This is a genomic window from Treponema parvum, from assembly GCF_017893945.1.
Classification (GTDB): Bacteria; Spirochaetota; Spirochaetia; order Treponematales; family Treponemataceae; genus Treponema_D; species Treponema_D parvum_A.
In genome coordinates this window covers 740,457-758,971 of the sequence record NZ_CP054257.1, presented here as the reverse complement: position 1 = coordinate 758,971, position 18,515 = coordinate 740,457, and the positions used below count along the sequence as shown (strand labels likewise).

Genomic DNA, 18,515 nt, shown 5'->3' with positions numbered 1-18,515 from the left:
GGAACTTACTGTATTAATTGCACGGACATTGAATTTTCTGCAATGCCGCATTTTAACTGTTTTTGAGACAGCCCTTATCTTAACTCAAGAGAATCGTTTACGCTTTGGTAAACGGATCTTCCTTCCAAGCTCAAAAAACCGTCTTTCAACGCCACCTTAGCCAAAATTCTAACGGGCTTTTCTCCGTCGATCGGAGGCTCCGGCGCTTTTTCAAAGAAAACGGGGACGATCCCGTCAACGCGTTTCATGGTTTCATAGCCGACTAAAAGATCGCACTCAAAAGCGTCTCCCAGAGTCCTTGCGTTTGAAATGCGCCCGGTCCACGAAATACAGCAGTTAAGGTAAAGCGGCACGTCGGATGAAACCTGTTTATATGTATAGTTGTTTTGAGCTTTTTGTATTGTATCAAAAGTGGCTTCTTTAAGATAGCCCATAAACACATTTGCTTTTTGTTTTATTGAAAAAGCGGCGTTAGAATTTACTATTCTGTTAAGCTCGATCTGAGCCGCATTATCGTTTTCTTCCTGAAAAAATTCCATAGCCTTTTTATAAGATTCTGAAATTTGGGCGTCCGTCAAAATATAGCGGTAAGTCTGCCCTGATAAATCTCTTTCCTGAGCATTTTTTTCTTCATCCTTAGTGAGGGCTACGGCGTTAAGGTTTGCTCGCGGCCCGTTTACGGCAGGCTTTTTATATGCCAGGTTAAACACCAATACGGCTCCGAGCGCAAATACTAAAACGGGAATGATAAAACTCAAAATGCGAAACGGATCCACTCCGATTTCAGGATAAAACTGTTCTATGCGTCCGCTGTCCACCCAGCGGCAAATCGTATCGTAATCTCCCTTTGTGCGTATGAATTCCATAGCGCGCAGCGCGATCTTATTTCCCGGATCGCTGTCGATAATGTCAAGGTAATATCTCAACGCCCTGTCAGTGTCGCCGCGGCGCAGATAGATCGCAGCCTGCCCCAGCAAAAGACGCGTATCGGTAAGTTTTATCGTACGCGCCCTGCGATAATACTTTGAAGCGGTTCCCGCGTCGCCCACATAAAGGCAGGCTGTCCCCAGCGTTATGTAGTAATCGAAATTTTCTTCATATATATCTGAACGCCCTTCAAGCAGAGTTATGGCCTTTGCAAATTGCCGCTGCTTTATCAATGTACAGGCTGTATCAAGAGCTGAACGGCGCATTTTTTACTTGTTCCTCAAAACCGATAAAACGGCATCCAGCTCGTCGTTGAGCCTTACAATCTCGTCCGGATCGATAACATTTCCGGAAGTTTCCAAACTGTTTATCCTGTCGATCAGGGACTGCACGTAATCAAGGTCGAGATTGGGATACTTATCCGAAAGAGCGTTAAATTCCGCCGATTCTACAGGCGATGAACCTTTAGCCGCCGCATTGAGTTTTTGCAGCTCATCGGAATCTGAAATTTTATCGCCGGCACCCGGATCCGAAACCGCTTCATCTAAAGTCTCTGCCGGCGCGGAAGAAGTCACGGACGCGGCGGGATTTTCAGACGCGGAGTGCGCCGCAGATACGGCGGCCGTCGCGGTCACGGCGGCCGTCGCAGGAGAAATAGCAGGTGCGGCAAAAAAACCGGGTTCGCCTGCCGCCAAGGAATTTAAAAGCTTGGCTCCGGAGGGCTGTCTTCCTTCAACTCCTATAACCACATAAAACGTTACGGCGCTTTTTTGCCCCGGAGAAAGCGAAAAATCATTCCAAACTATGTCGACCGCGGAGTTATTATAAGACATGATCGAATTGAATATTCTGTTTTCGCGGTAATACGAGCCGTCCCACGCTCCGGAAGAAATAATGTCCCTGTTCGCAAGCGTAACAGTTTTAGGCGGCGTAATGCCTGCGCCCGAAAGGACAATCTGCATAGCCGTGGATTCGTTCTTTGAAACTATCCATTTTTCCGTGAGCATTGTAGTGAATTGTCTTTCGGCGTCGATCCGCGGAATTTTTGCCGTAGAAAAATTAGTATAAGCCATTTCTCCCAAAACGGTGTCAAATACGCCGCGTACGGCAAAATTCCTTTTATCCGATCCCGTGTTGGTCGTTTCTACTGTGAACTTTATAACATCCGCTTCAGCGTCTTTTGAACTCGCCCCGATCTCCATCGAAAGCGAAACTTCAGCCTGTACGCGCTCTTTTCGGATAGTGTAAACAATTTGGGCGCTGCCGTCCGATACGGCAAGGCGGTAAGGGATCCCTCCCAAACGGTTAAGCTGATAGACCGAATTTCCGCTTTTAAGGTAAAAGCCGCTGGAAGAAAAATCCGGACGGGAAGCGATAACGGGTTTTACAAAACCTTCGGGAAAAACCGCATACAGCCCGAACGTTCCCATATTTTTTTGAAGAGCCACCCCTGCAGATCCCTTTGCGGCGGTAAAACTTTTACGAACGAACCTGCTCTTTTTTTCAAGCGTTACAGGCAGCTCAGGCGACAAGACATCTTCATCGGAAATCGAAGATGATTGATCTTCCGAAACCGATTTTACAAGCGCAAAAGACGAAAGGAAAACAAAAAAACTTAAAAACAAAAAGGTCTTTTTTATCTTCATTGCATTACCGCCCGTTTTTGGGATTGATTAAATTTTCAATTTCCTCGGCCTTTTCTTTTAAAATCAAAATGCCGGGATTTTCTTTGGATGACGATGAAAGAGCATTCAACGTATCGACATCGTTTTGCAAGTCGCTGTTTTTGCGCTTTAAATTTTCAACTTCCGCCGAAAGCGCCGCATTTTTGTCCTGTTCGGATCTCAAACGCCTCTGCAATCCCGCAAGCCCTTCCGCCTGATATTCTTTAATATTTTTTTCATAGTTTTCTTTTGCCGCAAGATATTCTTCCCCGGTCTTTTTAAGAAGGTAAAGGAGCTTTTCTTCTCTAAGACGTTGATCGATCACTTCGATGCGGTATTGCGCTTCGGCAGCCCGAGGATCTTCGGAAAAATCCGTAATTATACGCTCGTAAAGGCCGCGCGCCGTGTCATATCGGCAGGCGACATAAAATGATTCGGCAAGCCAAAACAGTGCGGAAGAATACATCTCGTTTTCGGGATTTTCATGACAAAAATCACTTAACACCATAACGGAAGCTTCGTAGTCGCCGAGGTGATATAAAGCGCGTCCCCTCTGATAATTCACATAAGGAACGTAAGAAGAATTTTTATGGGCGTCTAAAAAGGTCTCGCTGTCCGAAAGCGCCCCGGAATAATCTTTGCTGTACATCTCCGCCACAATAAGAATGTACAATGTGTCGGGATCGGAATTTTCATACAACGAAACCGCCTTCCGCAAAAGGAAGACCGCAGATTCCCAGTCTTTTGCGCGGTATGCTTCAAGCCCCTGGGAAACGGCTTGCCTTGCGGCGGCGGCCGAAACTTTTTGAGCGCCGAGCGGAAAACACGCAAGCAAGACCAAGGCGCCTAATGCGACCGAAACATATTTTTTTACATTTACCACTTAAGACCTCCTGAAAAAAAGGCGGAGCCCGAAACTATTATATCGGCGCCGGCTTCGATAACGGGCGGCAAGGTCTTTGCATTTATGCCGCCGTCGACGGAAATATCAAAAGAATAACCGTTTTCCTGCCGTATTTTTTTTAATTGTCCGATTTTGCCTAAACATCCTTCTATAAATTTTTGTCCCCCGAATCCGGGATTTACGGTCATCACAAGGACAAGGTCGATTTCAGGAAGAATTTCCGAAAGCAAGACTACCGGCGTGGACGGAACTATGGCGATTCCCGCTTTTTTGCCTAAGGAACGGATGCTTTGTATCATTCGATTTATATGCACGTTATTTTCATAGTGAAAAGTGATCCAATCCGCGCCGGCTTCAGCAAAACTTTCAATTTGGTCTTCAGGGTGTTCAACCATAAGGTGAATATCGAAAGGCAGTTTTGAAAGCCCCCTGATCGATTTTATAACGGGCTGCCCGTAAGTAATTTGAGGAACAAACCTTCCGTCCATAACGTCTATGTGAACGGCGCCCGCTTTGTTTTTTTCTATCTGTTCAAATGCTCCTTTTAAATCGGAAAGATCTGCGGAAAGCAGGGAAGGAGCTAAAATCGGTTTTTTCATTGCGCTTTTATATTATCAGATGAATAAGCGGTTGTAAATCTGTTGGGAGCGCATGTTTAGAGCCCGCGTCTTTTAAATAAAATCCGCCATGGGAATATACGGTATAAAAAAAGACTACACTCCCGGCAGCGTCCTGACGCCTCGCGTTCCGTCTTTTTCGCCTTGAATTAGTGTGAGTATTTTACCATGCTCATACGTCAGCCGCGGTTTTCCAAAAATCACAAAAAACATCTTGACACAGTCGCCAAAAACATAGTATAAATTTTTCCCTTTATTCGCTCACTTTTAGTATTTTCATTGACTAAAAAGCTCTTTTTAGTATAATAAAAGATACGCCTATGGGAATTCAATTGAGTGAAAACCTGACACAAGCATACGGATTCCTCGAAAACGGTAAACCGCAAGACGCAAAGCAAATTCTTGAAAACGCAGCAGAGTCCGATTTGGACAACAAAGACATACTTTTTGCGCTCAGCTGCTGCCATTTTATGATAAATTCGTTAAGACAAATCGAATCCGTTGAAGATCCTTTTGAACGAGGCGAAAGCATCATCCACGAATGGAAAGCGTTCGAAGGCAGAGCTGCAGGAGAAAAAACTCCGCACGACATACTGTACGCCGCAAGGCGCGGTTTTTTTACGTTGGCGCTTGAAAATTATAATAAACTGATAAACGAGGCGGATCCCAGACAAAAAGCTGAAATTTACCGCAAGATCGGGCTCTGCCATAAAAAATTCGGCGAATACGAAACGGCAAAAAATTGTCTGTTGGAAGCTAACGCTCTTTTTTCAGGTTCTTCGCCGATCATAGCGGAGCTGGCCGACTGCTTTGCTCTTTGCGGAGAAGAAAAAAAAGCAAAGGTTTTGTTCAAAGAAGCTTTTTTTGTGGATCCGCAAAAGATCGACTTCTGTTTTTTAGATTCGGAATTGATTTGCTGCCTTATACGCAAGGTTACGGACAAGGGATTTACGGGAGCCGCCCTGCAGGAATGGGTTCCGGTTTACGGAGTTTTGTTTGGGATCTTCAATATAAAACGGGAACTTCGTTCTCAGGAAGTCGGAAGGTTAAAGCAGGATATCTATGCCAAAGAGAATGAATCTAAAGATCCGTCAAGCGATCAAGCCTTGCTTACGCCGCGGCTTATAAACCTGTATTTTTGGCTGATCGATCATTATGTGCTTACGAACACTGAACAGCCTAAGATCAATCAGGTATTGTTAAAGATAAAGATATTGGATCCGGTGATATATTCGCTTTTTGTAAAATAACTCCGGAAGACGGTATAAGGAGAAACCTATGTCTGAAGAATTGATAAAAAACGTCCAGGAAATGCTTAAAGAGGAAACATGGACGCGCGCCGCCATAAGCAATTATACGAAAAACAACCTCATTGAACTTGCCGCCGTCATAGAGAAAGCGCGCAATGAAAACTGCGCCGATGAAATAAAAGCCCTCTGCGACGAACATTTGACGCATTCCAAAGACAGCATCATAGCCTTATATTTTTCAGGAATTCTTGCGCTGGGCAAAGGGACTTTGGATAATTCCGCGCTCGTATCGCTCGTAGATATCTTTCAAAAAAACCACAAGGAAGCCGTCGTCGAATACCTGTGCGAGTCTATTCTTGCGGACGACCCGAACAATAAATTTGCGCTTCGCACGCTTGCGGATCGTTACAGGGCGGAAAACAACGAAAAGGTTTGGGAACTTTACGAGCGGATCGTAAAACTTGACTACGAAGAAGCCGAGATTGCCAAAGCCCTTGCCGAACACTATGAAGAACTTTCGGACAAAGAAAATGCGATAGCCTATTATAAAAAAGCGCTTTTGCGGTATGTAAGCGCAAAAAATCTGAACATAATAAAAGAAGTTTGGACCAAATTGATTTCGCTCATACCGGAAGAGATTGATTTTTTTCTGCTGGTGCAGCGCAAAGTTGCCAAAACTATAAGCGACGATAAAAGCGCTCTTTTGATGCAGGAACTGTACGCCTATTATAAAGATACTCAAAAATGGGACACCGCGATAGACATACTTAAGCTCATCCTTTCCATAGATCCTAAAGATAATTGGGCGCGAAAAGAAATAATAGAATGCTTTAAAGGCAAATACGCCGGGTACAGCCACCTCGACGATTACATACGTTCTTCCAACCTCACACAGAATTTCAGAAACGTGTTCGAAGCCATAAGCGATTTTGAAAAGCACATTGCCTTTGACGCCAAAAACTTCGTCTTTCACCGTTCATGGGGAGTCGGCATCATACGTAAGGTGCATAACGACATTTTGACGATCAACTTCGGCAAAAGATCCGGCATACACGAAATGTCTTTAAAGATGGCCGTAAACGCGCTTACGCCGCTTGCCAAAAACCACATATGGGTATTAAAGGCCACAAAATCGCGCGAAGAACTGGCAAAAAAAGTAAAAGATGATAAAGAATGGGCTTTAAAGACTATAATAAAAAGTTTTGACAACAACTGCGACTTTAAGCGCATAAAGGCGGAACTGGTCGATTCCATTTTAACTCCGAGCGAATGGACTTCTTGGAATGCCGCCGCCAAAAAAATTCTGGAATCGAATTCTTCCTTCGGCGTAAATCCGAACGACATAAACATGTACACGGTGCGCGAGCATGAGATCAGTTTGGAAGAAAAACTGTCGAACGAATTCAAAGCGCAAAAACAGTTCTTCGCCCGCATAGAAATTCTCATGAAATTTGTCAACGCCGATGAAACGGACAAGGGCAGCGAGCTGTTCGCCGATATGTTCAGCTATTTTACAAGTTTTTTAAAGACGGTAACAAAGGTGAACGAACAGATTCTTGCCTCATACCTTGTGGTGCGCGACATAAATGCGAAGATTCCGTCTCTGGCCTTTCCTATAAAATACACTTTTAAAGAAATTTACGACGACATTGAAAATCCGCGCGCAATGTATGATCTTTTAAAAGATTCTAAAAACACGTCTTTACAGACAAACTATCTTGCAGCCATAAAAATGCTCCCGGATTGGGCGGATCAGTATATCAGACTGTTTCCGGCAGTGCTTTCATCGGATATGCTGAAAACACTCATAAAGTCGGGACATACTGAAAAAGTACAAAAACTGGCTCAGGCGAGTTTTGAAAATTCGCGCGAATACAGGGAAGCGGCCTTATATTTGTTTAAAGAATGTCAGAATGAAAAGTGGTTTAAAGAAGCCGGAATACCGTATGAAAAGCAGCTCATCGGACTGCTCAACATAATCACCCAAACGTTCCGTGAAATAAACAATCACGTAAACACAACGGAAAATAAAAAGATAAACCGTGCGGCGACGCAGCTTTTGTTTAAAGACGACACCTTACTCAAGTATATGATTGAAAACGGTGAAGACACGATCACGCGCATGTACACCCTTATAGACGACATAACCGACCTTGAGTCTTCCATAAAGGCCACGTTGCGCAATAAGATTCTTGAAAAATATCCGGAATATAAATTCCATACGGCTGAAGAAAAAACTTCCGCGCCGAGCGGAATGCTTGTTACCGTTAAAAAGCTGGAAGAAAAGCAGGCGCTTGTAGACCAAATTCAAAACGTCGACATTCCCGCGAACGCAAAAGATTTAAGCGAGGCGCGCTCTCAGGGAGACTTAAAGGAAAATGCGGAATACAAGGCGGCAAAAGAGCATCAGCACTACCTTACCGTAACTTTGGCAAAACTGCAGGAAGAGCTAAATCGTTCCGTCATCTTTGATCCCACTACGATAACTACTTCCGTAATATCTTTTGCTACAAAGGTAACTCTTTTAAATAAGGATACGGGAAAGGACGAAACTTACACGATCTTAGGTCCGTGGGAATCCGATCCGGATAACGGAATAATTTCTTATATGTCGCCGTTCGGCGATGCTTTGCTTGATCACAAAGTAGGAGAAGACATATCCTTTATGATAAACGAGCATAGTTATAACTATACGGTAAAAGCCATTAAGGCGGCAAAGATCTAACGGTACGGACGGACGCTCGATCGATAGATGGGGCGTCCGGTCGAGCGAGCTCAGGGGGCCGGCGAGTCATCGGTTAAAATCGACCGCACTTCTTAGGCGAAGCATCCGGAGGGAAGCGTCCGTCGCAGGCCTCGGTCACAACTGTGCCTAGAGCGACTCTGAAATTTCTATGTTTATAGGGCAATGGTCGCTTCCCATCACGTTTTTCAGTATGGATGAAGATTTTACGGACGGCAAAAAATTTTCATTCACGCACTGATAATCGATACGCCACCCTATGTCCTTTTCACGCGCACGGAAGCGATAGCTCCACCAAGTGTACTGTTTGGGATCCGCGCAAAAACGCCTAAAAGTGTCTACATAGCCTGAAGAAGTGAATTTATCCATCCACGCACGCTCTTCGGGAAGGTAACCGGGATTGTTTTCATTGGCCTTGGGATTTTCAAGATCTATCGGTTTATGCGCAATATTATAATCGCCGCACAAAACCACATTGTTTTTGGAAGACACCAAGTCGGCACAGAAATTAAGAATAGCGTCGCAAAACCGCAGTTTATACGGAAGGCGAGCTCCTTCAGCCTGGCTGTTCGGAAAATAAGCGCTTATTATCACAGTGCTGCCGAAAAATGCAGCCGTCACCCTGCCCTCGTCGTCAAATTCCGGAATCCCAAGAGTTGTAACTTTGTCGGGCTTTTTTAAAGAATAGACGGCAGTTCCCGAATATCCTGCTTTTTTCGCGGAAGAAAAATAAGAATAATATGAAATCTTTGTACGGGGTTCTGTACCGGCGGATCCGGAAAAAATTCCGCTTCTAATTCCGCCGATCCCGGATTTTTTGCCGTTTCCGGATTTTTCGCCGCTAAAGGCTTCGCCGCCGTCTTTGCTTTCTATGCCGTTTTTGGCATTTTTGTCGTCTCTGCCGCCTTTGCCGTCTTTGCCGGCCGCTAAAAAATTTTCATCCGAAGGATTCAGGCCGGGATCAGCTTCAGCGGAGCCTTGGGACGCAGGATCGTCGCCGGGAGCGATAAGTTCGGGTGAAAGCTGAGATATGTCAGCCTTTGTTTCCTGTATGCACACAACATCGGCGCCGGATGATAAAAGCCACGGGATAAAGCCTTTTTTTTCTACGGCTCTAAGACCGTTTACGTTCCATGAAATAATGTTCATAACCGGTATTTTAAGGAATTAACGGCGCGCTTTCAAGACATCGCAGTTTTTCTCATTTGTTTGAATAAAAATTGACAAACCGTTAATTTTTACATCGCAATATATTTTGGATTGATTAAAATTTGACAACAGATAACAAAAATATTAAGATTGTTATAATATAAAGAGGTTTTTTATGAAAACAGCAAAAGCAAAGGTTAAAAGCATGAGTATCAGTTTTAAGCCTGATATGTTTACCCGAATTGATTCCTATTGTGCCGAACGGGGTTGTTCCCGCAGCTGGTTTATCAATAAGGCGGCGGAGTTGTTTTTAGCGGAGTGCCTTGAAGACAAGGAGGATTATGAAGCTGCCGTTACAGGTTGGAATGAATACGAAAAAAGCGGTTTTAAGTCTTTCCCGGCAGATGAGGTGTTTAAAGAGGCCGGGCTATGAAAATTGTTTTTACGGTAAAAGCCAAAAAACAATTTTTAAAATTCGATCATTCTATCCAAACAGAAATACGGAAATTTGTGAAAAAACTTGAAAAATCGAAAAATCCGCGAGAGACAGGAAAAATGCTTGTCGGAAACCTGCTCGGATTCTGGCGATATCGGATAGGTGATTACAGGTTGATTTGCCGCATACAGGACAAGGAACTTGTGATTGTCGTTGTGGAAGTCGGTCATAGGCGCGAAGTCTATGAAGATATGTAGCCATCAGGTGGAAATACATTCGCCGCCTTTATGATAAAGCTTCGGGAGCAGCCCCTGCTGCAACTTCTACAACACGGCGCGCTTTCAAGGCATCGCCGAAAACAAATTTACACCTGCGACTGTCGGCGTATAATATGCGAGCGTATTGCCTTGGAGAAAATGCGCGCCGCAGACGAAGCCACCGCAATTCCCAGTGCGATCGCCCCGGCGGCGATTAAAGTTTTATAGCCTGCCTCTCCGGCCTTTACCAGATCTCCGCTCACGGTTGCAAACATCATGTCATAAATTCCGCCGCCGGGCACCAGCGGAAGAATGCTTGGAACCAAAAAAATGGTTGCAGGCCTTTTTAAAACTATGGCGGCAACTTCGGAAAAAACGGCGACGGTAAACGCGCCAGCGGTATATCCTCCTGCCGCCGAGCCCGCGTACTTTGCAATAACCGTATACAATACCCAGCCTACGGCGCCGAAGACGGAACCCCACCACACGTCTTTTATTTCCGTATTAAAGACGATAGAAAATCCCGCCACAGCGACAAAACTGAACGCAAAGGCTTTTACCAATTCTGTCAATAAACGGATATCCATCTTTACACCAATCCTGCCATGAGTAAACCGCCCGCCGCGCCGATCGAGAGTCCCGAAGCTATGATTATAGCCTCAACCAAACGCGCGGAACCTGCCATAAGGTCTCCTGCTATCATGTCGCGTATGGATGTCACAAGAGTAATACCGGGAACGACGATCATAAGGGCTGAAATCATGGAAATTCCTACATTCAAGTCGCTTATAAAATACGCAAATATTCTTACTACGATCGCAATAAAAATTCCCGATAAGACCGATAAAAGAAAATCGTTCGGTATCCGACGTTCAAAAAATATAAGCATCAGGCGCAAAAAAAAGCCCGTAAAAAACACGGCTACGGCATCTTTTGCAGTTCCTCCAAACATAAATGCAAAAAATGATGAACTTATTGCAGCTGCCAATATAAGGATTAACGTGGGATAACTTGAAGCGTTTTCAATACCGTCGAATTTCAAGCGGAGCGATTCATGCGTTTCATTTTTTCCGTGAGATTCAATGCTGCGCGACAAGTCGTTTACAAGCGCGAGTTTCTTTAGGTTAGTACATCGGCGGCGGATCCTTTTCATGTTCATAAAATGCTCTCCGGAAGCATTTTTCCATGAAAACAATATTACCGTCGGCGTTACAAACGAATAAGGATTTTTCGCTCCGAGCGATTTTGCTACGCGGACTACAGTCTCTTCCGCACGATAAGTTTCTCCCCCGTTTTCAAGGACCAGGGCGCCCGCCTCCACTGCCAGATCCTGTATATCATCGCTTACTATCTTGGACATAAACGAATTATAGCTGTCTTATGACTTTTTTCAATATTCGCATTTGTTTTTAAATGGAATATCGCATACGAACCGCCCAAAATATCGATTTTTTAAAATATCGGCTAATAATGCTATCCTTTCGGCGAGAACCCGTCCGCTTAGCCGCGGTCGAGCTTTTAGGGTAGAATTCTGTAAGCATAACGCTCGAAGCGTCACACAGCCGGAACCTCGCCTTGAGCATCTCGTTTTCAAAACTCGCCATTCAGTTAGGTAACTAAAGAGGAAAATTTCGAGTTTGATAAAACTCGAAATTGAACCATATAAAAATTTTACTTTACTTCGTATATCCAGCCGTCGGGCGCTTTTATCCGTCCCATTTGAATGCCTGTCAAAGTATCGTACAGCTTTTGAAGAACCGGCCCCATTTTTTCAGTGCCGCTGGGAAAGCAAATGTCTTTTCCGTGATCGAATATCTTTCCTATAGGAGAAATAACTGCGGCGGTACCGCACAGTCCGCATTCTGCAAAATCTGAAATTTCATCTTTTCTTACGCTCCGCTCTTCGACTTCCATATGAAGGTAATCTTTTGCAACCGTGATAAGCGAACGCCGCGTTATGGAAGGAAGAATGCTGTCGGATTTCGGAGTAACGAGTTTTCCGTCCTTAGTTACAAATAAAATGTTTGCTCCGCCGGTTTCTTCCACACACGTATGGGTTGCCGGATCCAGATAGATATTTTCCGCAAATCCTTTTTTATGTGCGTCTACGATATTGTAAAGACTCATAGCGTAATTAAGACCCGCCTTAATGTCTCCCGTGCCGTGGGGCGCCGCGCGATCGCGGTCGGAAATGCGCACATATATGGGTTTTATTCCGCCTTTAAAATACGGCCCCACAGGAGTAACGAAGATTCTAAACTGATATTCATCGGCGGGTTTTACGCCGATCACGGCATTGCTTCCGAACATAAACGGCCTTATGTACAAGGTTGCGCCGCTGCCGTAAGGAGGCACCCATTTGACATTGGCTTTGACGACGGAGAGAACCGCTTTTACAAAATCTTTTTCAGGGAACACGGGCATTTCCATTCGCAAACACGAGTTATGCATACGTTCCGCATTAAGGTTCGGACGAAAAGTAACCACTCTGCCGTCTTCGGTAGTATAGGCTTTAAGCCCTTCAAAACAAGTCTGCGCATATTGAAGAACGCCGGCGCATTCCGACATAACTATGGAAGCGTCCGATACGAGTTCTCCCGAATCCCATTTTCCGTTTTTAAAATTTGAAACGAAACGCTTATCGGTCTTTACATAACCGAATGCAAGATTTCCCCAGTCAATATTTTTTGTATCCACGAAACACCTCCGGACCGTAAAACATTCATTTTTACTAAAAAAATTTAGTATTATTAAAAGGCCTTGTCAAGACAGGTATCGAAAAAGCTAACACGATATCGCAGCGAGCCGCAGGTGCCGCAAAACTGTTTTAAACCGCTGTTTCTGAGCGCCGCTTTGTAAGCCGTACAAGCCGCTCGTGGGAAGCGATCATAAGAACGCAAAACAGCAGCAGGTATGCCGGCAAAAGCGAAATGCCGAATTTGTTCGCAATAAAACCGAAAAAAGGTGGCATAGTACAGGTACCGATATACGCGCTTGCCATCTGTACGCCGATGACAGCCTGCGACTTATTCGCTCCGAAATGATGAGGCGTCGCGTGTATGAGGCTCGGGTAAATAGGCGCACAGCCGAGTCCTATAAGCGCAAACCCCGAAAGCGTAAACACATTCCCGAACGGTAAAAAAAGCAAAATCACTCCTGAAAGGATAACGATTTCGCCTAACCGCACCATCTGAGTATCGTTCAAGTGCATAGAAATAAAACCGCCGAGCGCACGGCCGAAAGTAATGCCTAGATAAACAAGGCCGGCATAGCGCGCCGCAACGTCCGTCGAAATGCCGTTGTGCAAAACCGTATAGCTCGCCGCCCAAAGACCGCTCGTCTGCTCCACTGCAGAATAACAAAAAAATGACAGCATCACCGCTTTTGCACCGTGCAAATTAACAATTTCTTTAAGCGAAAGCGGACGGCTATCCGCCGAGTCAAATGCGGAAGTCGCTGCCGTATCAGGCAAGAAAGATCGCTCATCGGACACTCTTATATCGGCGCCGCTAGTGTCGTTTCGCTTCCAAAGCGGTAAACTGAAAACGAGAACTGCCGCCAACACGACCTGCAGCACCGCGATTGCGCGGTAGCCGGCATTCCACGTGTTCCCATGCGCCAGTGCAAAGCCCATAACGTATGGGCCGATCGCCGCTCCTACTCCCCACATACAGTGCAGCCAACTCATGTGACGACTTTTATAATGCAAGGCGACGTAATTGTTCAGCGACGCATCCACGCTGCCCGCGCCGAGCCCGTACGGAAACGCCAAAAAGACGAGCGCGTAAAATGAATGTGCAAGCGAAAAACCAAAGAGCGCGAAAGCGGTCAGCGCAACGCTTGAGGCGGTCACCCGTCCGGTTCCGAATTTTTTCGTAAGTCGGTCGCTCTGCAAACTCGAAACGACCGTCCCCAAAGCGATTATCATCGATATGATACCGGCGTAAGAAACGTCGACTTTGAATTCGCGGTACATAACCGGCCATGCGGAGCCAAGCAACGCGTCCGGCAAACCTAAACTGATGAACGCGATATAGATGACGGCGAGCAATAGGTGAAACATAAAATAAAGTATAATTGGATTTTATCGATCATGCAAGCGGACGCATTGCCTCACGTAAAATCTAACCGAAAAAAAAGCGGTGAATCACGTAAAAATCTAACCCAAATCTGAGTCACAATAGAAGCCCGAAGGAAGGGCAAAATGGGGTTAGACATGAAAACGAAACAGAAATTAACCGAAGAAACGGCAAAACGCTACTGTACGGCAAGCAAAAAGCACAAGACGAAAATCATCGATGAGTTCATTGCGACCACCGGCTACAACCGAAAGTATGCCATCCACATTTTGAAAAACACGGCGTACATAAAAATAACACACTTTAACAACGTTGAAAAAAAGAGCGTGCAGGTCATTACGAAAGTACGCAAAAAGCGGCGCTATGAAAAATACTACTGTCAAGACGTACAACAGGAAGTTATTCGCCTGTGGATTTTATCGATGTATCTGTGTGCAAAACGCCTTGTTCCGTTCATCCGCGACAACATCGACTACTTTGCTCAAAAGGCAGGCTATGATGAACAACTCAAGCTTAAACTAAGCGCCATATCAAGCGCAACGGTCGCAAGGATTCTCAAGCCGGAAATCCCAAAACATTCAATCCGCGGTATTTCGACCACACGTCCTGCAAAAAATCTGAATAAGCTTATTCCCATACGCACCTATTTCAATTGGGACGAGAAAAAACCAGGCTTTTTTGAAGCCGACACGGTCGCTCATTGCGGTATGAGGAGCGAAGGTCAGTATGTTTGTACGCTCACACTCACCGACGTGCATTCAGGATGGACGGAAAACAGAGCTCTTTTGAACAAAGCCCAACGCTGGACAAAAGAAGCGGTCGATGATGTAAAAGAAAAATTACCGTTTAAGATGAAAGGCATCGACAGTGATAACGGAGGTGAGTTCAAAAATACTCAGCTGTTGCAATGGTGCCAAGAGCATAAGGTTGTATTTACCAGAGGTAGAGAATACAAAAAGAATGACAATTGCTTTGTCGAGCAGAAAAATGACAGTGTGGTACGAAGAATTGTCGGCTATTACCGCTTTGAAGGAGAAGAAACACGAGAAGTCATGGCAGAACTGTATGAATACTATAACAAGCTCGTCAACTTTTTTTTCCCTTCGATGAAGATTATCGCTAAGGCACGAATAGACGCAAAGGTTATAAAAAAATATGATACTGCTAAGACTCCTTACCGAAGGCTTATGGAAAGCAAGGAACTGAGCCCTGCTGAAAAAGAGGAACTGAGACGGAGAATGGTCAACTTGAATTTGCAACTGTTGCTTGAGAAAACACAACAGCTCCAAAGTACGCTTATCTCTATGGCTGTCCCTTGGTCAAAATAGCTACGGTTAGATTTTTACTTGAGGAACCTAAATCATTTGGGTTAGATTTTTATTTGAGGAAATACGGCGGAAAGTCATGCATGAATATTTTTGTTTTTGTGTATATCGTAAAACGGTTATTTGATAAAATCGGTATAGTTTTCGGTCCCTACGAGAGTCGAACTCGTCTTTAAAGATTGAGAATCTTTTGTCCTAAACCGATAGACGAAGGGACCAAGCGATCTTATGATTTTCATCTAAGATGCTAAAAAAAACTGACCTTCCGGCCAGTTTTAAAATTCCCCAAGGAGGATTCGAACCCCCACAAGCAGAACCAGAATCTGCGGTGCTACCATTACACAATCGGGGAATGTAATACAGTGTGAATATAATAATGAACTTGACCATGCTTGTCAAGAGCGAGAAAATCCGAGCAGTGGCGCAGGATTTGCGAGCGCATCCTATAAAAGAAAAACGCTTCCGGCGTTTTTCGCCTTCAGACTTAAACGAGAAAATCCGAGCAATGGCGCAGGATTTGCGAGCGCATCCTATAAAAGAAAAACGCTTCCGGCGTTTTTCGCCTTCAGACTTAAACGAGAAAATCCGAGCAGTGGCGCAGGATTTGCGAGCGCATCCTATAAAAGAAAAACGCTTCCGGCGTTTTTCGCCTTCAGACTTAAACGAGAAAATCTGAGCGAGCGGAAGATTTTCGGGCGCCTCGCATAAAAGAAAAACGCTTCCGGCGTTTTTCGCCTTCAGACTTAAACGAGAAAATCCGAGCAGTGGCGCAGGATTTGCGGGCGCCTCACATAAAAGAAAAATGCCGTGAGGCATTTTTCAACTCTCGACTTAAACCCGAAAATCCGAGCAGTGGTCGTTCGCGTTACATCCGTGTACCGCTCACTACCGTATTTTTGCATAGCAAAAATACGCGACTAAATTCAGACACGGCGTCCGTGCCGTGCAGCAAGAGGAGGATTTTCGGGCGTGTCGCATAAAAGAAAAACGGTTCGGCCGTTTTTCGCCTAATTATAATAAATCAGCGCCTTACACCTTAAACTTTTTTACTTCCCGCACCAAGTTATCAATACTTACCTTATTCTTTTGCGTTATCTCGTTTACGTCCTGCACAGCGTTACTGATCTGTACGGCCCCTAAAGCCATCTCATTCATGCTGTCGGTAACAACTCTTGTTAAATCATCGAGTTTACGCATTTCTTCCGCAACCTGTTCCCCGCCTTTCAGCATTTCAGCCGAACCGTCTTTTACTTCACTTGTTACGGCATTGATGCTTTTAATTGCCGAAAGCACTTCACGGCTGCCGTTTTCCTGCTCTTTTATCACTTCCATAAGATTTGCACTCATCGTTTTTACGTGTTCCGAAAGAGAAAAGATGACATTAAATTTTTCTTCAACCGTTTTGGACGATTGGGCAAGGCTTTCGATTTCGGCTCCCAGCATTTTTAAGGTTGCGGTTATTGTTTTCCCCTGCGCGCTCGATTCTTCGGCAAGCTTACGGATTTCGTCTGCAACAACGGCAAAGCCTTTCCCCGCTTCTCCTGCATGCGCCGCTTCTATTGCGGCGTTCATCGCAAGCAAATTAGTCTGGCTTGCAATATGCTGAATCACACTTGATGCTTCTATAAGGCCCCCTGATTCTTCTGCAATCTTCTGTGTTACACTATTTGAGTTGACAAGCGTGTCTTTGCCGTCTGCCGTGGCGGAAGCGAGGTCTTTAATTGCGTCATCGGTTTTATTGAGCGTCTGAGTAATGGAAGCGATGTTCGAGACCATTTCTTCAATTGAAGATGAAGACTGCGTAACGCTGGCCGCCTGTGTTTCGATACTGCCGTTTAAGTTTTTAATCGTGCGGATAATCTCTTCCATAGTAGAAGCGGTTTCGGTTATGCTTGCCGCTTGCGTCATTGTCTGCTGCTTTACCCCGTCGATGTTCGCACTGATTTCATGTATTGCACTTGCCGTTTCGTTCATGTTGCTTGCAAGCTCGCTGCCAATTTCCGACATAATATGGCTGGTTTCGCTGACACCTTTAATTGAAGTCCCGATTTTTTCCATCGTTTCGTTAAAATACACCGCCATATCGGTAATTTCATCATTACCGGTAACGGGAAGCCGAATTGTTAAATCTCCGGCGCCTTGCGCAATTCCTTTTAGCGCATTAACGGTATTTTGTATAGGCGTTACAATTTTCTGTGCGGTAATATATATGATGATAAGGGTCACAGCTAAGATTGCAGCTCCTATACTGTACATGGTAATCCGCAAGTGCTTTACGGGATCCATAAATTCGTGTAACGGTGCGTATATGATTATTGTCCAGCCGGTACTTTTAATCTTTGCGAATGCCGCAATTTTATCGGAATTTTCATATCGGTAAAAACCTGTTCCGTTTTCGCCGCCTTCCATAGCAAGCTGTATAAAATCCGCCAATGATTTAAAAGACTCATTTGTTTTACTTATTTCCATTATATTTACTTGATCGCGTACAAGTTCCATATCTCTATCGGCAACAATAACTCCGTCCTTACTGACTATCGACGCCTCGCCTGTTTTGCCCACAACAATGTCTTTTATCATTGTGGAAAGCTCCGCGGCATCTATATCCATAACAAGCACACCGGTTATACGGTTGTTATTTTTAAGAGGCATAGAAAGTGTTATGACCACCGTCCCGGAATCATCGGAGCGGGTGATGTACGGGTTGGAAATAAACAGCGTATCTTTCATTGCCGCTTGATAATAATCTCTATCGGGAACAGGAATCGGAGTTGCATCAAACGTATATGAGACACCGTTCGTATCCACAATAAATAAATCTAAAAGCCAAGCCGCGTTCTTTTTTTGCGTATAAAATTCGTTTTCAAGAAATTTCATCTTTGTTAAAACAGGAACTTGTTCATCATACAAAACAGATCGGATGGCAAGATTTTCAAGAACCTGAAGCATAGCGGAAAACCGGCTTTCAATTAATTGAGCGGTAACGACAGCTCTATCTTCAATATTAGTGCTGATGTTTTCCGTTATAACTTTTTTTGCGGTGGTCATTTGCAAAAAAGCGAGCATAAAAACGGCTCCCGCAACCAGCGAACAAAAAATAACAAGTAATTTTACTTTTATGGCAAAACACCTTTTTTCTTTTCTGTTTTTCATTCTGTCAAACT

The 18,515-nt window shown here is 44.6% G+C and carries 16 protein-coding genes and 2 tRNA genes; 6 read left to right on the top strand and 12 right to left on the bottom strand.

All coding sequences use genetic code 11. The annotated features are described in order from the left end of the window. Positions 1–74 precede the first annotated feature (74 nt). From HRI96_RS03425 to rpe, 4 genes are read right to left on the bottom strand one after another with little or no spacing between them, the layout of a single operon-like run. Positions 75–1,193 (bottom strand): tetratricopeptide repeat protein, encoded by a 1,119-nt coding sequence (locus tag HRI96_RS03425; protein WP_210118124.1) that lies wholly within the window; start codon positions 1,191–1,193, stop codon positions 75–77. 3 nt (positions 1,194–1,196) lie between these two features. Then, positions 1,197–2,573 carry a hypothetical protein gene (locus HRI96_RS03420; RefSeq protein WP_210118123.1) on the bottom strand — a complete coding sequence of 459 codons (1,377 nt, stop codon included), beginning with the start codon at positions 2,571–2,573 and terminating at the stop codon, positions 1,197–1,199. Positions 2,574–2,577: 4 nt separating this feature from the next. Continuing rightward, positions 2,578–3,474, bottom strand: a complete 897-nt coding sequence (locus tag HRI96_RS03415) for a tetratricopeptide repeat protein (RefSeq protein WP_210118122.1) — start codon at positions 3,472–3,474, stop codon at positions 2,578–2,580. Continuing rightward, complete coding sequence (gene rpe, locus HRI96_RS03410) at positions 3,468–4,094, bottom strand: ribulose-phosphate 3-epimerase (RefSeq protein ID WP_210118121.1); 627 nt, start codon at positions 4,092–4,094, stop codon at positions 3,468–3,470. The genes HRI96_RS03415 and rpe overlap by 7 nt, the downstream gene beginning before the upstream one ends. A gap of 338 nt (positions 4,095–4,432) precedes the next feature. Here rpe and HRI96_RS03405 point away from each other — a divergent pair, with 338 nt between their 5' ends. Both HRI96_RS03405 and greA read left to right on the top strand, forming a co-directional pair. Further along, positions 4,433–5,362 (top strand): tetratricopeptide repeat protein, encoded by a 930-nt coding sequence (locus HRI96_RS03405; protein ID WP_210118120.1) that lies wholly within the window; start codon positions 4,433–4,435, stop codon positions 5,360–5,362. Positions 5,363–5,390: 28 nt separating this feature from the next. Next, positions 5,391–8,087 (top strand): transcription elongation factor GreA, encoded by a 2,697-nt coding sequence (greA, locus tag HRI96_RS03400; protein ID WP_210118119.1) that lies wholly within the window; start codon positions 5,391–5,393, stop codon positions 8,085–8,087. Positions 8,088–8,234: 147 nt separating this feature from the next. On the opposite strand, the gene HRI96_RS03395 is transcribed toward greA, so the two are convergent. Next, positions 8,235–9,254 carry an exodeoxyribonuclease III gene (locus tag HRI96_RS03395; RefSeq protein ID WP_210118118.1) on the bottom strand — a complete coding sequence of 340 codons (1,020 nt, stop codon included), beginning with the start codon at positions 9,252–9,254 and terminating at the stop codon, positions 8,235–8,237. Between the two features lie 175 nt (positions 9,255–9,429). Here HRI96_RS03395 and HRI96_RS03390 point away from each other — a divergent pair, with 175 nt between their 5' ends. Both HRI96_RS03390 and HRI96_RS03385 read left to right on the top strand, forming a co-directional pair. Then, entirely contained in the window at positions 9,430–9,687 is a 258-nt protein-coding gene (locus tag HRI96_RS03390; protein ID WP_210118117.1) for a hypothetical protein, read from the top strand. Beyond that, positions 9,684–9,947, top strand: coding sequence for a type II toxin-antitoxin system RelE family toxin (locus HRI96_RS03385; RefSeq protein WP_210118116.1), 264 nt, complete (start codon positions 9,684–9,686; stop codon positions 9,945–9,947). The genes HRI96_RS03390 and HRI96_RS03385 overlap by 4 nt, the downstream gene beginning before the upstream one ends. 107 nt (positions 9,948–10,054) lie before the next feature. On the opposite strand, the gene HRI96_RS03380 is transcribed toward HRI96_RS03385, so the two are convergent. From HRI96_RS03380 to HRI96_RS03365, 4 genes are all read right to left on the bottom strand, one after another. After that, entirely contained in the window at positions 10,055–10,534 is a 480-nt protein-coding gene (locus HRI96_RS03380) for a threonine/serine exporter family protein (protein WP_210118115.1), read from the bottom strand. A gap of 2 nt (positions 10,535–10,536) precedes the next feature. After that, entirely contained in the window at positions 10,537–11,307 is a 771-nt protein-coding gene (locus HRI96_RS03375) for a threonine/serine exporter family protein (RefSeq protein ID WP_210118114.1), read from the bottom strand. 311 nt (positions 11,308–11,618) lie between these two features. After that, the gene (locus tag HRI96_RS03370) at positions 11,619–12,644 is read right to left on the bottom strand and encodes a branched-chain amino acid aminotransferase (protein ID WP_210118113.1); all 1,026 of its coding nucleotides are present in this window, start codon (positions 12,642–12,644) and stop codon (positions 11,619–11,621) included. 130 nt (positions 12,645–12,774) lie between these two features. Further along, positions 12,775–14,010, bottom strand: a complete 1,236-nt coding sequence (locus tag HRI96_RS03365) for an MFS transporter (RefSeq protein ID WP_210118112.1) — start codon at positions 14,008–14,010, stop codon at positions 12,775–12,777. 141 nt (positions 14,011–14,151) lie between these two features. On the opposite strand from HRI96_RS03365, the gene HRI96_RS03360 reads away from it, so the two are divergent. Then, positions 14,152–15,354, top strand: coding sequence for an integrase catalytic domain-containing protein (locus tag HRI96_RS03360; RefSeq protein WP_210117679.1), 1,203 nt, complete (start codon positions 14,152–14,154; stop codon positions 15,352–15,354). Positions 15,355–15,496: 142 nt separating this feature from the next. Here the strand turns inward: HRI96_RS03360 and HRI96_RS03355 are convergent. Next, positions 15,497–15,569: transfer RNA gene (locus HRI96_RS03355), tRNA-Glu, on the bottom strand. Positions 15,570–15,632: 63 nt separating this feature from the next. Beyond that, positions 15,633–15,703 (bottom strand) — tRNA-Gln (locus HRI96_RS03350). Between the two features lie 30 nt (positions 15,704–15,733). Between HRI96_RS03350 and HRI96_RS03345 the strand changes: the two genes are divergently transcribed. Further along, positions 15,734–16,027, top strand: a complete 294-nt coding sequence (locus HRI96_RS03345; RefSeq protein WP_210118111.1) for a hypothetical protein — start codon at positions 15,734–15,736, stop codon at positions 16,025–16,027. A gap of 353 nt (positions 16,028–16,380) precedes the next feature. On the opposite strand, the gene HRI96_RS03340 is transcribed toward HRI96_RS03345, so the two are convergent. Continuing rightward, a complete protein-coding gene (locus tag HRI96_RS03340; protein ID WP_210118110.1) occupies positions 16,381–18,504 on the bottom strand; it encodes a methyl-accepting chemotaxis protein in 2,124 nt (707 codons plus the stop codon). Between the last annotated feature and the right edge of the window lie 11 nt (positions 18,505–18,515).

What these genes read in the sequence shown, in the direction of transcription:
- HRI96_RS03425 (WP_210118124.1), bottom strand. Translation starts at nt 1,193, where the DNA reads ATGCGCCGTTCAGCTCTTGATACAGCCTGTACATTGATAAAGCAGCGG.
- HRI96_RS03420 (WP_210118123.1), bottom strand. Translation starts at nt 2,573, where the DNA reads ATGAAGATAAAAAAGACCTTTTTGTTTTTAAGTTTTTTTGTTTTCCTT.
- rpe (WP_210118121.1), bottom strand. Translation starts at nt 4,094, where the DNA reads ATGAAAAAACCGATTTTAGCTCCTTCCCTGCTTTCCGCAGATCTTTCC.
- HRI96_RS03405 (WP_210118120.1), top strand. Translation starts at nt 4,433, where the DNA reads ATGGGAATTCAATTGAGTGAAAACCTGACACAAGCATACGGATTCCTC.
- greA (WP_210118119.1), top strand. Translation starts at nt 5,391, where the DNA reads ATGTCTGAAGAATTGATAAAAAACGTCCAGGAAATGCTTAAAGAGGAA.
- HRI96_RS03395 (WP_210118118.1), bottom strand. Translation starts at nt 9,254, where the DNA reads ATGAACATTATTTCATGGAACGTAAACGGTCTTAGAGCCGTAGAAAAA.
- HRI96_RS03390 (WP_210118117.1), top strand. Translation starts at nt 9,430, where the DNA reads ATGAAAACAGCAAAAGCAAAGGTTAAAAGCATGAGTATCAGTTTTAAG.
- HRI96_RS03385 (WP_210118116.1), top strand. Translation starts at nt 9,684, where the DNA reads ATGAAAATTGTTTTTACGGTAAAAGCCAAAAAACAATTTTTAAAATTC.
- HRI96_RS03380 (WP_210118115.1), bottom strand. Translation starts at nt 10,534, where the DNA reads ATGGATATCCGTTTATTGACAGAATTGGTAAAAGCCTTTGCGTTCAGT.
- HRI96_RS03375 (WP_210118114.1), bottom strand. Translation starts at nt 11,307, where the DNA reads ATGTCCAAGATAGTAAGCGATGATATACAGGATCTGGCAGTGGAGGCG.
- HRI96_RS03365 (WP_210118112.1), bottom strand. Translation starts at nt 14,010, where the DNA reads ATGTTTCACCTATTGCTCGCCGTCATCTATATCGCGTTCATCAGTTTA.
- HRI96_RS03360 (WP_210117679.1), top strand. Translation starts at nt 14,152, where the DNA reads ATGGGGTTAGACATGAAAACGAAACAGAAATTAACCGAAGAAACGGCA.
- HRI96_RS03340 (WP_210118110.1), bottom strand. Translation starts at nt 18,504, where the DNA reads ATGAAAAACAGAAAAGAAAAAAGGTGTTTTGCCATAAAAGTAAAATTA.